We start from the raw sequence: 12,837 nt of genomic DNA, 5'->3' as shown, positions 1-12,837 counted from the left end.
ATAATGGGAAGTTTATGTATGTTCTGTGCTCTTTATATTTTAAAAATGGAGCATATTAAATTTCAAAATGTTTCTGAAGAAATAACATATTTAAATAAAAAAAGTGATGTTCAAAAGGATAGAGAATTTATTTTATCTAAAATAGATAAAGAGTTTTACAAAAACAAGCAATCAGTTAATGACAAAGATTTTAAAAATAAGATAAAAGAGTTAGTAAAAACAAAATATAAGTTTAGGTATAACCATAGTTATGCTTATTTTGACGATGATTCAAATATAGTAATAGACTATTTTGTAAAAGGTAAATTTTATAAAGAAGAAATTTATAATGTTAAATTGGATAAGGAAAATTTGAAATATGAAAATATAAATGCTAGATATAATAAAAAGGAGGTAAGTAATTGATTAGTAAATATTCCTTTATAACAGTTGATAAAAATAATTTTAATTTAAACTATATAAAAAATAAAGAGAGAAGTAAAAATTTTAAGGAATTTGATGATTTGTTAGAAGATAAAAAGATAAAATCAAAGAAATTATATGTTTTAATTGAAGGAGAAGAAGTTTATATTAAAGAGCTAATAGTACCAAAAGTTAAAGGAAAGAAAATAAATAACATTTTAAATAATGAACTTTTATATGAATTTAATAGTTTAGAAGATATTTTATATTGTTATAAAATTAAAAATAAAAATAAAAGAAATATGAATATATTAATGTTTTGTGTAAACATATATGATAAGTTATACGTTAAAAAGATTTTAAATAATAAGTTTAATGTAAAAGGTATTTATTTAGTTCAATTTGTTATATTAAATTACTACATGAAATACATAAAAGAGAATAAGTTTAAATTCCTTTTAAAATATAAAGATTACATTTATTTTATAGTTTGTGACAAAGATAAAATAATTTATAACTCAGTTATAAAAGAAGATGAAAAAAAGAATATATTAATAAAAAAGGAACTTTTAAAGGAAGAGTTTAAAATGTATAACAAAATATACTGTGTGTTTTGTGATACAAATTCTTTAAAAGATGTTTTAGATGAATTTGAAGTTGTTTATCTTAAAAAATCAGATAAAAATCTTAAAAAAATATATAAAAAGATTATTAGAAGTAAGGTGATTATATGAATCAAATGAATTTTCTTCCGGACTTTTATGTAGAAATGAAAGCTAAAAAGAAAAGTAAAAAATATATTCTTTTAAATATTATATTATTTTTATTTATTACATTAATATTGATGAATATTTCAATAAATAAAGATAAAATTTTATTATATGATAATCAAATTAAAAAAATAAAAGATGAAGCCTTAAAAAATAAAAAAACTAAGAGTAAAAATATAATAAGAAAATTTAACTACATATGTTCATCTAAAGAAGAAGGAATAGAATTAAATGAAATATATATGAAAAAAGATGAAATTGTTATACAAGGTAAATGTAGTAATATGTCTTGTTACTATAAATTTATAGATTGTTTGGAAAAGGGGGATAAACTTGTAATGAAAAGTATAATCCCTCCTAAAAATGAAGAGGAAAATTCTAATTTTAAAATGATTTTGGAGTGATTATTAGATGAAAAAGTTACACCTATTTAAGGGATTATCCTTAATATTAGTATTGATTTTTATATTTATAACTTATGTATATTTAGAGGAAAGGAGTAAAACTTGTTTTAAAACTGATGAATTGAATAATATAAAAAATTTAAGTTTTAATGAAGTTAAAAAAATTTCATCTACAAGTAAAGTATTAAAAGAATTAAATAAAGATAAAAATATATGTATATTAAACATAAAAAAAGATAAGAATAATTCTCTTGTTAAGATATCTACCAATAATACATTAGACAATTTTAAAAGAACTTTAAACAGGTTGTATAAAATACCTAGTTTTAAGAATATAAAAGAATTACATATAAAAGGAGAAAAAAATAACAATATAAATACATATTTGGAAGTTGAGTTTTATCCTGAATTTACATAAAGTAAAAAGATATTTAACCAATTTCATGAAATTTGATTCATATTATCCATAATAATATTTGCAAATAAATAAAACTTTTGATAAAATAACATTGTTTGATATGACCCAGAGTTAGTCAATTACATAAGCACAAAGGTATTTTTATTATTTGGATTATGATAAGTATATCATTGCCTTATACGGGTTATAATATAAAAGGATTATTAAGTTTTGGAGGGATACATAGATGATATCAGCAGGAGATTTAAGAAAAGGAACTACTTTTGAACACGATGGACAAGTATTTGTAGTAGTAGAGTTCCTTCATGTTAAGCCAGGAAAAGGAGCGGCCTTTGTAAGAACAAAATTAAAAAATGCCATAACAGGAGCTGTAACTGAAACAACATTTAATCCAACTGCAAAACTTCAAGAAGCAGTTATTGAAAGAAAAGAAATGCAATATTTATATACTGATGGAGAATTATATTATTTCATGGATCAAGAAACATTTGAACAAATTCCATTAGAATATGATAAGGTAGAAGAAGCAATAAAATTCTTAAAAGAAAACATGTTTGCTACAATAAAATTCTTTAAAGGAGAAGCTTTTTCTGTTGAAGCTCCAAATTTTGTTGAATTAGCTATAACTCATACAGAGCCAGGAGCAAAAGGAAATACAACTACAAATGTTATGAAACCAGCTACATTAGAAACAGAAGCAATTGTTCAAGTACCACTTTTTGTTAACGAAGGAGATACAATCAGAATAGATACAAGAACTGGTGAATATATGGAAAGAGTTTAGTCTATACTGTAAATAGAGTATGGATTATTTAAGGATGTGGTTTAGTGAAATCTATAGTTTCAAAAGTATCTTATTTAAGAGGTTTAGCTGAAGGATTAGATATAAGCAAAGACAGTAATGAAGGAAAAATTATGATGTCTATGTTAGAAGTTTTAGAATCTATGTCACAAGAAATGGAAGAGATGAAACAATCTCAACTTATACTTCAAGACTATGTAGACACATTGGATCAAGATTTTATTTCATTACAAGAAGATCTTTATGAAGAAGATGATGATTTAGATTTTCTTGAAGATTTTGTAGGAGTTGAATGCCCTAATTGTGATGAAACTATATACATTGATAAAGACGCTTTTCATAATAAATTAAAAGTGGCATGTCCTAATTGTCAAAAAGATATATCACTAGAAGATTATTGTAATCAAGATAATTTTATTGAATGTAAAAGTGAATGTAAAAATAATGATTAAATAATGACTAAAAAGTCAGATGGAATTTTCTATCTGACTTTTTTTTATTGCATAATATTAATTTATGAATGTTAAAAGTATAATTTTAATATTTGTATTTTATAAAAATCAATCTTTTTTACTTATTCTCAATTTATATAACCTTTAATATATTTAAAATATAATAACTTTTGAAAAATAATGGAATAATTTTATTGTATTTAAAATAGATATTTTATAAGAGAGAGGAGATGATGAAAATGGATACTAAAGAAATACTTGATATACTTCCAGATAGAATTGGTAGAATAGTTTTAAAATTAAAAAACATTAAAAACATACAAGAGATAAGAGTTAAATGTGATAAACAGCTTTGCTTTAATATAGAAGGTAAAGAAATTTTTTCTCCTTATATAGCTACAAGAGAAGATATAAAAACAATAATTCAAAGAATGAGTTATTATTCCATGTATAGTTTTGATGAGGAGATAAAACAGGGATATATAACTATAAATGGAGGCCATAGAGTAGGAATTTGTGGTAGATGTGTTGTAGATTCTGGTACAGTTAAGACTATAAAAAACATAAGTTCTATAAATATAAGAATATGTAGACAAGTAGTAGATTGTTCAAAAAGAATAATCTCAAATATTATAAAAGATAATAATATACTAAATACCATAGTAATATCCCCTCCTAATTGCGGTAAAACTACTATTATAAGAGACTTAACAAGGCTTATTTCTAACGGAGTAGACAAACTATCTTTAAAAGGAAATAAAGTTTGTATAGTTGATGAGAGAAGTGAAATAGCAGCTTGTTATAATGGTGTGCCACAGCTTGATGTAGGAAAAAGAACAGATGTATTAGATAGTTGCCCAAAAAGTGAAGGTATACTTATGGCTATAAGAAGTATGTCTCCAGAAGTTATAGTTTGTGATGAAATAGGAACGAAAGAAGATATAAAAAGCATTGTTTCTGCATTAAATTCTGGAGTGAAATTAATTTCAACAATTCATGGATTTGGTATAGAGGATATATATAAAAGACCTGTATTTAAAGATATTATTGAAAATCATGTTTTTAAAAGAGCAGTAGTACTTAGCCAAAAAAGAGGGGTAGGTACTGTTGAATATGTATATGATTTTGATAAGAAAACAAAAATTTGAGGTGCTCCATATGTTTAAAATTGTAGGAAGTTTAATGGTTTTTATAGGATGTTTATCTTGGGGATTTTTATATGCTGATAAATTTAGAAAAAGATCAAAAGAACTTACAGAACTAGAAAGGTGTATAAATGAACTTCAAAATGAAGTTACATATACCTATACGCCTATACCAGAAATATTATATAAGATAAGTAGAAAAAGTATAGAGCCTATAGGGGCTATATTTGAAAATATTTCTACAAAACTTAGAGATCATAAAGTAGATAGTGTATATGAAGCTTTTTATGAAACCTTTAAATCCCAAAAAGATTCTATAAATATAAATGAAGAAGATATAAATATAATGTTAGATTTATCAAAAAGCTTAGGACAGTCTGATGTTGAAGGTCAAAAAAGAATAATTGAATTAACTTTATATAACCTAAGAAGACAAAGTAGCTTAGCTAAAGAAAATATGGATAAAAATATAAAAATGTATAGATATTTAGGTCTTACAATAGGGGCAACTTTAGTAATTATGTTTGTGTGATTTTTAGGGAGAGAAATTATTTTATTAACTATGTTTAGTTAAGAGGGGGCATATTATGCTAGATGTCGGATTAATATTTAAAATCGCTGCAGTTAGTATACTTATCATTATATTAGATAAAATATTAAAATCTAGTGGTAAAGAAGACTATGCAGTAGTCACTAATTTAGCTGGAATAGTAATAATACTTATGATGGTTATAAGTTTAATAAACAAGCTCTTTAATGCTGTAAGAACTATGTTTCAATTATAGGGGGCAAAGATGGAAATTGTAAAAATTGTGGCATTTGCGCTTATTTCTTTATTTTTAGTATTAATTCTTAGAGATGAAAAAAAGGAGTTGGCGGTTCAAATTAGTATAGCTGTAGGAGTAATTATATTTTTGTTTTTAATATCAAAAATAACGGCTATTATGCAGTTTATACAACAGTTAGCTTTAAAAGCTAATATAAATTTTGTGTACATTACTACAGTATTAAAAATATTAGGAATAGCATATCTAGCTACCTTTTGTAGTGAAATATGTAAAGATGCAGGAGAAAGTAGTATAGCCTCTAAAGTAGAGTTTGCAGGGAAAATATTAATTTTATCTCTTGCAATACCTATTCTTATGGCAGTACTTAAATCTATTCTAAAGATTATGTAGGTGAAAATATGAAAAAATATATATTTGTAAGCGTATTTTTAGGCATGATATTAGCTTTGATTTTAAACTTTAATGTACAAGCTAGCCCTAGTAATAACAATAATATAGAAAAAGACGATGATACCAAAATTGAGAAGCTGTATGATTATATTTCCGATATGAAAAATGAATATGAAATATTAAAAGATGTGAATCCTAAAGAATATGTAAATGATTTTCTAAAAAACGGAACTAGTAATTTATCTTATAAAAAAGCAGCAAAATCTGCCATTACATATGCATTTAAAGAAGTTGCAGCTTCTATGAAAATGATAGGTACTTTAATAGTTGTAGCTATAATATGTGCTCTTTTAAACAATCTTCAAGAAGCATTTAGTAATGATACATTGTCTAACATAGCATACTTTGCCTGCTATGCTCTTATAATAGTTATACTTTCAAGAAGTTTTTATCTAGGAATAGATATAGCAAGAGAAACAATAAAGAAAATGACTGATTTTATGACTGCACTTATGCCTATTTTAGTAATGCTTGTTGCAAGTGTAGGTGGAATAGTTGAGGCTTCTTTGATAGATCCTTTAGTTTTAGGGGCATTAAATATAAGTTCTAGGATATTTTCAGATTTTATAATACCTATAATATCTATGACTTTTGTTTTGCAATTTGTAAATAATTTATCTAAAGATTATAAAGTAAGTAAGCTTACTAAACTTTTAAATCAAATAGCTCTGTGGATTCAAGGAATAGTTATGACAGTATCTATAGGAATAATAACAATAAGAGGAATAACAAGTAAAACTATAGATCAAGTTACTGCTAAAACTGCAAAATATGCTGTGGATAATTTTATACCGGTAGTTGGTAAATGTTTATCTGATGCTATTTCTACTGTAGCAGGCTATTCTGTTTTACTTAAGAATTCTTTAAGTAGTTTAGCTCTAATAATACTTATAGCTATGCTTTTAGTGCCTATTATAAAAATATTAATGATGGCTCTAATGTATAAATTAGCAGCAGCTCTTATAGAGCCAGTAAGTGATAGTAGATTAGTAAACTGTGTTGAAGCTGCTGGAAATTCTTTAATACTTATACTGTCTTGTGTAATATGTGTTTCCTTTATGTTTTTTATAATGATATGTATAGTAGCTTCTGCAGGAAAAGTTATGATAGGTTCATAAGGTGAGGTGAAAGTATTGCTACAATGGTTAAGAGAATGGATTATTAATATATGTGTAGCGGTGTTTTTTATAACAGCAATAGAGATGATTTTGCCTAGTAGTTCTATGAAAAAATACTGTAATTTTGTACTAGGGCTTATTCTTGTGACGGTAATATTAAATCCTATAATAGGTATTTTTAATAAAAATAACAGTCCGGAAAAGTATATAGCTAAAGCAACTGAGGAATTTAATGAAAATAAGTATAAAGAAGATTTTGATGATTATAAGAAAAAAAGTATAGAAAAAACTTCAAAAAATTTTAAAAAGAATATAGAAACTATGACAAAAAAAGATTTAGAAAAAGAATTTCCACAAAATAAGTATAAAGTAACAGTAGATGTAGCATATACAAAAGAAAATACTTTTGATATAAAAGCTATAAAAATAGGTGTTAAAGATGGAAGTGTAGAGAGAATAAAAAAAGTTAGCATAAATAGGCATAATGAAAAAAAGCAAAGTGAAGATACTATTAAGTCTAGCCCTAGTATAAAGAAGTTTATAAGCAATAAATTAGATATTTCAAAAAGTAAAATAAATATATATAAACTATAAATCCAGGAGGTATATATATGGATTTTAAAAAACTAATAAAAAAAGGAGCAAAAAAATTAGGCAAAGATAAAAAGACTAAAAAAAATACGGTTAACTTTTTGATATTAATTTTAGTAGGTATTTTATTTTTAATTTGTGGAAGCTTTTTTAAAGATGTAAGTACAGGATCTGAAAAGAAAGTAAGTAGCAATTTAAATAAACCTAAAACTGAAAATAAGGATGAAAATAAGGGGTCTACTAATTTAGATTACGAAAAAAAGATACAAGAAGATTTGAAAAATACTTTGGAAAAGATAGAAGGTGTAGGAAAGGTAGATGTAATGGTTACTTTTGAAGCTGGAAAAGAGAAAGTGCCAGCAATGAATATAACTGATTCTACAAACACAAGTGAAGAAAAAGATACAGAAGGAGGTACTAGAAATACCATTCAAGAAAATAAAGGCAATACAGTTGTAGTAACTAATAATGGAGATAAAACAGAACCTCTTATAGTTAAAGAATATAAACCTAGAATTATAGGAGTATGTATTGTAGCTGAAGGTGCAGAAAAGAGTGTGACTAAACTTAGAATATCAGATGCTGTAATAAATTTATTTAATATACCAGAAAATAAAGTTAATGTGTATCCTATGAAAAAATAAAAATATAAGTATATAAATCAAATTTAAAGCATATAATTTTTTAGAGTTATATTTGGGGGGAATGAATAATGAATAAAAAACAAGGTGCAATAATCATGGCGTTGGTAGTTTTAATAGTTTGTGCAGGAGTTCTTGCTACAAAACTTAATAGTCCACTTTACGTTAACGGAAATGAAGAAGGAAGTACAGTGTCATTTAATAATACTTCCAAGAAAACAGAAAGTAAGGAAAGTAGTAGTAATTCAGACTTCTTTGCAGAGACAAAATTAAACAGAGATCATAAATCAGCTCAAACATTGCAAACACTAAAATCTATAGTTGATGACAAGAATGTTCCTAAAAAGAACAAAGAAGAAGCAGTACAAAAATATACTAAGCTTGCAATGAATTCAAATTATGAATCAAAAATAGAATCAGTTTTAAAAGGTAAAGGATATGACGATGTTATATGTTCTGTAGAAAATAATAAAGTTAGATTAATTGTTAAAGGAAAGGATAAACTAACAGATAAAGAAACAAGAGAAATAAAAGATGTTGTTATGAGTATATCTAATATTCAAGAAGTAGAAATTGAAACTAAAGAATAATTGTAAAAAATGTAGGGTTTTGATATAATAAACCTATGATTAAATGTTTTGGTAGTTCAGAACTTAGGAGGTACTGTATATGGAAGATAACATGAATAATGATATGGATATGGGAATAGTTAAAATATCTGATGAAGTTGTAGGCGTTATAGCAGGACTTGCAGCAACAGAAATAGATGGAATCGTTGGAATGAGTAGCGGAGTTGTGGGAGGCATAACTCAAATACTTAGTGGGAAGAAAAATTTATCTAAAGGTGTAAAGGTAAATGTAGGAGAAAGTAGTGCCTCTATAGATTTATATGTTGTAGTAGAATATGGGGTTAAGATTCCAGAAGTAGCTTTTAAAGCTCAAGAAGATGTTAAAAAAGCAGTGGAATCTATGACAGGACTTGCAGTTTCAGCAGTGAATGTGCATGTTCAAAATGTTATGATACCTAAGATGAATAAAGATGCAGAGGTATTAGATTTAGAACAATAGTAGATGTTTACACCCTCTCAATAAAAAGGAGAGGGTGTTTCTATGTAAAGGATTGGTACTTTATAAAAAATAATATAATATACATAAGTTTTACCATATAGAGGAGGAAAATATGAGCAGAAGAAAATCAAGAGAAATATCTATGAAATTATTATTTCAATCAATAATTAATAAGGAAAGTTATAAAGAAGTGCTAGAGGATGTACAAAATCTTCAATCTTTCCATAAAGGAACTGATGGTGATGAAGAATTAGAAAAGGACAAAGAAGGAATTGATCTAGAAAACATAGATATGGAATATGTTGATAAAGTTTTAAAAGGTGTAGAAGAAAATGTAAAAGATATAGATGATAAAATACAAAAAAACTTAATTAATTGGAAAATTAATAGATTATCTAAAATAGATTTAACTATACTTAGATTATGTACATATGAGTTATTATATGAAGAAGATATACCTAATAAGGTATCAATAAACGAAGCAATAGAACTTGCTAAAAAGTATTCTACTGAAAAATCTGCATCATTTATAAATGGTGTATTAGGAAATATGGTTAAATAAAAATTAATATATTATAATTAAAAGTGGGAGGCTTTAAGCTTGTCACTTTTAATTATATAAAAGGAGTATATTATGTATATTAAAACACTATCAGTTTCTGATTTAAATAAATATGTAAAAAATATTATTGACAATGATTTTATACTTAATAATTCTTCTGTAAAAGGAGAAATATCAAATTTAAAAATTCATAGCAGTGGACACATTTATTTTTCTTTAAAAGATTCTTATAGTAAAATAAATTGTGTGATGTTTAGAAGTAATGCTAGAAATTTAAAGTTTATACCAGAAGAAGGAATGAATGTAGTTATAGAAGGATATATATCTGTTTACGAAAAAGGTGGAGTTTACCAGCTATATTGTAAAAGTATGAAACCTCAAGGAGTTGGAGACCTTTATATAGCTTTTGAAAAATTAAAAAATAAATTAGAAGAAGAAGGTTTATTTAGAGAAGAACATAAAGTTAATATACCAAGTTTTCCTAAAAAAATAGGTGTAGTAACATCAATAACAGGAGCAGCCTTAAGGGATATAATAAATGTTACAAAAAGAAGAAATAAAAATATAAACTTATTAATATATCCTGCATTAGTTCAAGGAGAAAAATCTAGTAGTACAATAATAGATGGAATAGAAAAATTGAATAAGATAAGTGATGTAGACCTTATTATTATAGCTAGAGGGGGAGGATCTATAGAGGAATTATGGTCATTTAACGATGAAAAATTAGCTTATAGTATATATAAATCTAAAAAGCCTATAATATCAGGAGTAGGACATGAGACGGATTTTACTATAGCAGATTTTGTATCAGATAGAAGAGCCCCAACACCATCAGCTGCAGCAGAAATTGCAGTTTTTAATTCAAAAGAATGGGAAAGGCAAGTATATAACTATAAAAATAAATTATTTGTAAGTATGAAAAATAATATAGGTTACAAGAAAACAGATATAGATAGTTTGAAAAATAAATTAGAATTAAATAGTCCTATGAATGTTATAGTTAATCAGTATAATCACATAGAAAAGTTAAAAGATGGATTAAATATGAAAATGAAATCTAATATAGATAGGAATAAAGATAAAATATTAAGGTACAGCTCTCTTTTAGAGGCATATAATCCTTTTAAGGTTTTAAATAAAGGATATTCAATAATAGAAGATGATAAGGAAAATCTAATAACCTCTAAAGAAGAATTAAAAAAGAAAGAACATATAAAAGTTACATTAAAAGATGGAAGCTTAAAGATGAAAATAAATGAAGTAAAAGAATAGATAGCTAATTAAAAGTTTGGTATTAGAAAGGAGAAAAACATGGCTAGAAAGAAAGAAAAATTTGAAGATATGTTAAATAAATTAGAGGATATAGTAAAGGAAATGGATAATGGAGAATTAAATTTAGAAGATTCTATGAAAAAATATGAGGAAGGAATAAAACTTTGCAGTAAGCTTTATAAAACTTTAAATAATGCAGAAGGTAAGATAAAAGTACTTACTGAAAGTGGAGAAGAAGATTTTAATTAAGGCACATTCAAATAAATAATTGACCTGTTATTTATTTTCATATGCCTAAGAATAAAAAACATTATAGTTGGGAAGATGATTTAAGTGGAAAATATTAAAATACTAAAAAAAGAAGTGGATAGTTGGATAGAAAATTATTTTTTAGATAAAGGATGTAAGTATAACAAAAGAATATATGAGGCTATGGAATATAGTATAAAAGCAGGAGGGAAAAGAATAAGACCTATTTTGCTTTTAATTGTATATTCTATGTATAAAAAAGATTATAGTAAAGTTTTAAATATGGCTGCATCTATTGAAATGATACATACATATTCTTTAATTCATGATGATCTGCCAGCTATGGATAATGATGATTTAAGGCGCGGTAAGCCTACAAATCATAAAGTTTTTGGAGAAGCTATAGGAATACTTGCAGGAGATGCTCTTTTAAATGAAGCTATGAATATAATGTTTGATTATTCAGTTAAAAATAAACAGCTAGGCATAGAAGCATCTATGGAGATATCTAAAGCTGCTGGAGCAGAAGGAATGATAGCAGGTCAAGTTGTAGATATATTAAGTGAAAATAAAAGTATACCTATAGAAAAACTTAATTATATGCATGAAAATAAAACTGGAGCTTTAATAAAAGCGTCTATAAAAGCTGGCGCTATACTTTCTAATGCTCCAAAGGAAGATATAAATAATTTTGAAAAGTTTGGGAAAAAACTTGGAATGGCTTTTCAGATAAGAGATGATATATTAGATGTAGTAGGAAATAGTAAAACTTTAGGTAAAAACGTTAAAAGTGATGAAGAAAATCATAAAACAACTTTTGTAACAGTATATGGATTAGATAAATGTAATGAAATGTGTGAAAAACTCACAAAAGAATGTTTAGATATTTTATCTAATATAGGGAAAAATACGGGAGATTTAGAAAAACTGACATTGTTTTTGTTAAAGAGAGAATTTTAAAGATAGATAATATTAAATTATTTTAAATAAATTTAAATTAAGAAGCACTAATGTGCATACATTAATATTATATGATATAATAAAAAATGCTTTGCATATTAGAATAACTAATTATAACTTAAAGTTAAATACAATCTTATTGATTTGTAATAAATTTGTTTTTAAGGGATGGCGCAGTATTCTAGTCAGGTAAATATACTTTGAAGGCGGGGCTAAAAATCCGTCAAAGGGCACATCGATGAAGCTCCTGGTGCTGGCTTATGACGCCCAGCCATGGGCTTGTGCTGGGAGAAAGAAAGCTGGGGCAACCGCAATGGCATGCGCAATTGACCCTACTTTCATGGAGACCGTTGCTTGTTTATAGAGAGAGATTCTCTATAGACGACAATGGATTAAACCTGCAATGTGGCGAATAGCTATGTGTAGCGTAGCCTGCCTTGAGTGATATGGGGAGAGGTAAGTCTGAATTCAAAGGTTAGGCCAAACCTTTGGGCTATTGGTTACTGAAACCTATGTTGCAAAAGAGGCTAGAGGTATATCCAACTGTTGAGGAAATCTCCTAGACTGTTCTTAAGAGATATGGTGAGGATTACAGTGTGGACTAAGTGGTGATCTAGTTCTATTTTTGGTGACAAAGTAGATAATATATTAAAGGGAAACCGCCAAGATGGCGACGTTTTGGTTATATTTTGGGAAATCCTACTAGACCTAAGCCACAAATTTTACTCATTATATTGCCATC

Annotated in this window: 19 protein-coding genes; all 19 read left to right on the top strand. The window is 26.1% G+C overall.

Annotated features, from left to right (window positions below; genetic code table 11):
• Positions 1 to 18: 18 nt before the first annotated feature.
• A complete protein-coding gene (locus tag ABDZ71_RS13700) occupies positions 19 to 405 on the top strand; it encodes a hypothetical protein (RefSeq protein WP_343762321.1) in 387 nt (128 codons plus the stop codon).
• Entirely contained in the window at positions 402 to 1,136 is a 735-nt protein-coding gene (locus tag ABDZ71_RS13695) for a hypothetical protein (protein ID WP_343762319.1), read from the top strand. The genes ABDZ71_RS13700 and ABDZ71_RS13695 overlap by 4 nt, the downstream gene beginning before the upstream one ends.
• 5 nt (positions 1,137 to 1,141) lie before the next feature.
• Complete coding sequence (locus tag ABDZ71_RS13690; protein WP_343762317.1) at positions 1,142 to 1,576, top strand: hypothetical protein; 435 nt, start codon at positions 1,142 to 1,144, stop codon at positions 1,574 to 1,576.
• A 7-nt stretch (positions 1,577 to 1,583) separates the two neighbouring features.
• On the top strand, positions 1,584 to 1,994 hold the full coding sequence (locus ABDZ71_RS13685; RefSeq protein ID WP_343762315.1) for a hypothetical protein: 411 nt from the start codon (positions 1,584 to 1,586) through the stop codon (positions 1,992 to 1,994).
• Between the two features lie 226 nt (positions 1,995 to 2,220).
• Entirely contained in the window at positions 2,221 to 2,778 is a 558-nt protein-coding gene (gene efp, locus ABDZ71_RS13680; RefSeq protein WP_343762312.1) for an elongation factor P, read from the top strand.
• A 44-nt stretch (positions 2,779 to 2,822) separates the two neighbouring features.
• Positions 2,823 to 3,248 (top strand): CD1247 N-terminal domain-containing protein, encoded by a 426-nt coding sequence (locus tag ABDZ71_RS13675; protein WP_343762310.1) that lies wholly within the window; start codon positions 2,823 to 2,825, stop codon positions 3,246 to 3,248.
• Positions 3,249 to 3,487: 239 nt separating this feature from the next.
• Positions 3,488 to 4,396, top strand: coding sequence for a stage III sporulation protein AA (gene spoIIIAA, locus ABDZ71_RS13670; protein WP_343762309.1), 909 nt, complete (start codon positions 3,488 to 3,490; stop codon positions 4,394 to 4,396).
• Positions 4,397 to 4,406: 10 nt separating this feature from the next.
• Entirely contained in the window at positions 4,407 to 4,925 is a 519-nt protein-coding gene (gene spoIIIAB, locus ABDZ71_RS13665; RefSeq protein ID WP_343762308.1) for a stage III sporulation protein SpoIIIAB, read from the top strand.
• Between the two features lie 55 nt (positions 4,926 to 4,980).
• Complete coding sequence (gene spoIIIAC / locus ABDZ71_RS13660; protein ID WP_343762306.1) at positions 4,981 to 5,178, top strand: stage III sporulation protein AC; 198 nt, start codon at positions 4,981 to 4,983, stop codon at positions 5,176 to 5,178.
• 9 nt (positions 5,179 to 5,187) lie between these two features.
• Positions 5,188 to 5,571: a stage III sporulation protein AD gene (gene spoIIIAD / locus ABDZ71_RS13655; protein WP_343762305.1), complete on the top strand. Its 384-nt coding sequence runs from the start codon at positions 5,188 to 5,190 to the stop codon at positions 5,569 to 5,571.
• Positions 5,572 to 5,579: 8 nt separating this feature from the next.
• Positions 5,580 to 6,749 (top strand): stage III sporulation protein AE, encoded by a 1,170-nt coding sequence (gene spoIIIAE, locus ABDZ71_RS13650; RefSeq protein ID WP_343762303.1) that lies wholly within the window; start codon positions 5,580 to 5,582, stop codon positions 6,747 to 6,749.
• 15 nt (positions 6,750 to 6,764) lie between these two features.
• On the top strand, positions 6,765 to 7,343 hold the full coding sequence (gene spoIIIAF / locus ABDZ71_RS13645; protein ID WP_343762302.1) for a stage III sporulation protein AF: 579 nt from the start codon (positions 6,765 to 6,767) through the stop codon (positions 7,341 to 7,343).
• Positions 7,344 to 7,360: 17 nt separating this feature from the next.
• Entirely contained in the window at positions 7,361 to 7,984 is a 624-nt protein-coding gene (gene spoIIIAG, locus ABDZ71_RS13640; RefSeq protein ID WP_343762301.1) for a stage III sporulation protein AG, read from the top strand.
• 68 nt (positions 7,985 to 8,052) lie between these two features.
• Positions 8,053 to 8,571, top strand: coding sequence for a SpoIIIAH-like family protein (locus ABDZ71_RS13635; RefSeq protein WP_343762300.1), 519 nt, complete (start codon positions 8,053 to 8,055; stop codon positions 8,569 to 8,571).
• 79 nt (positions 8,572 to 8,650) lie between these two features.
• Positions 8,651 to 9,049: an Asp23/Gls24 family envelope stress response protein gene (locus tag ABDZ71_RS13630; protein ID WP_343762297.1), complete on the top strand. Its 399-nt coding sequence runs from the start codon at positions 8,651 to 8,653 to the stop codon at positions 9,047 to 9,049.
• A gap of 112 nt (positions 9,050 to 9,161) precedes the next feature.
• Entirely contained in the window at positions 9,162 to 9,611 is a 450-nt protein-coding gene (gene nusB, locus ABDZ71_RS13625) for a transcription antitermination factor NusB (RefSeq protein ID WP_343762295.1), read from the top strand.
• Positions 9,612 to 9,683: 72 nt separating this feature from the next.
• Positions 9,684 to 10,886 (top strand): exodeoxyribonuclease VII large subunit, encoded by a 1,203-nt coding sequence (gene xseA, locus ABDZ71_RS13620; RefSeq protein WP_343762293.1) that lies wholly within the window; start codon positions 9,684 to 9,686, stop codon positions 10,884 to 10,886.
• 39 nt (positions 10,887 to 10,925) lie between these two features.
• Positions 10,926 to 11,135, top strand: coding sequence for an exodeoxyribonuclease VII small subunit (locus ABDZ71_RS13615; RefSeq protein ID WP_343762291.1), 210 nt, complete (start codon positions 10,926 to 10,928; stop codon positions 11,133 to 11,135).
• An 84-nt stretch (positions 11,136 to 11,219) separates the two neighbouring features.
• Positions 11,220 to 12,095: a polyprenyl synthetase family protein gene (locus ABDZ71_RS13610; protein WP_343762289.1), complete on the top strand. Its 876-nt coding sequence runs from the start codon at positions 11,220 to 11,222 to the stop codon at positions 12,093 to 12,095.
• Positions 12,096 to 12,837 lie beyond the last annotated feature (742 nt).

The organism is Clostridium oceanicum, assembly GCF_039521385.1.
Lineage (GTDB): Bacteria > Bacillota > Clostridia > Clostridiales > Clostridiaceae > Clostridium_F > Clostridium_F oceanicum.
The sequence above is the reverse complement of the archived record's forward strand: the minus strand, read 5'-3'. Positions and strand labels throughout refer to the sequence as shown.

What these genes read in the sequence shown, in the direction of transcription:
- ABDZ71_RS13700 (WP_343762321.1), top strand. Translation starts at nt 19, where the DNA reads ATGTTCTGTGCTCTTTATATTTTAAAAATGGAGCATATTAAATTTCAA.
- ABDZ71_RS13690 (WP_343762317.1), top strand. Translation starts at nt 1,142, where the DNA reads ATGAATTTTCTTCCGGACTTTTATGTAGAAATGAAAGCTAAAAAGAAA.
- ABDZ71_RS13685 (WP_343762315.1), top strand. Translation starts at nt 1,584, where the DNA reads ATGAAAAAGTTACACCTATTTAAGGGATTATCCTTAATATTAGTATTG.
- efp (WP_343762312.1), top strand. Translation starts at nt 2,221, where the DNA reads ATGATATCAGCAGGAGATTTAAGAAAAGGAACTACTTTTGAACACGAT.
- spoIIIAA (WP_343762309.1), top strand. Translation starts at nt 3,488, where the DNA reads ATGGATACTAAAGAAATACTTGATATACTTCCAGATAGAATTGGTAGA.
- spoIIIAB (WP_343762308.1), top strand. Translation starts at nt 4,407, where the DNA reads ATGTTTAAAATTGTAGGAAGTTTAATGGTTTTTATAGGATGTTTATCT.
- spoIIIAC (WP_343762306.1), top strand. Translation starts at nt 4,981, where the DNA reads ATGCTAGATGTCGGATTAATATTTAAAATCGCTGCAGTTAGTATACTT.
- spoIIIAD (WP_343762305.1), top strand. Translation starts at nt 5,188, where the DNA reads ATGGAAATTGTAAAAATTGTGGCATTTGCGCTTATTTCTTTATTTTTA.
- spoIIIAE (WP_343762303.1), top strand. Translation starts at nt 5,580, where the DNA reads ATGAAAAAATATATATTTGTAAGCGTATTTTTAGGCATGATATTAGCT.
- spoIIIAG (WP_343762301.1), top strand. Translation starts at nt 7,361, where the DNA reads ATGGATTTTAAAAAACTAATAAAAAAAGGAGCAAAAAAATTAGGCAAA.
- ABDZ71_RS13635 (WP_343762300.1), top strand. Translation starts at nt 8,053, where the DNA reads ATGAATAAAAAACAAGGTGCAATAATCATGGCGTTGGTAGTTTTAATA.
- ABDZ71_RS13630 (WP_343762297.1), top strand. Translation starts at nt 8,651, where the DNA reads ATGGAAGATAACATGAATAATGATATGGATATGGGAATAGTTAAAATA.
- nusB (WP_343762295.1), top strand. Translation starts at nt 9,162, where the DNA reads ATGAGCAGAAGAAAATCAAGAGAAATATCTATGAAATTATTATTTCAA.
- xseA (WP_343762293.1), top strand. Translation starts at nt 9,684, where the DNA reads ATGTATATTAAAACACTATCAGTTTCTGATTTAAATAAATATGTAAAA.
- ABDZ71_RS13615 (WP_343762291.1), top strand. Translation starts at nt 10,926, where the DNA reads ATGGCTAGAAAGAAAGAAAAATTTGAAGATATGTTAAATAAATTAGAG.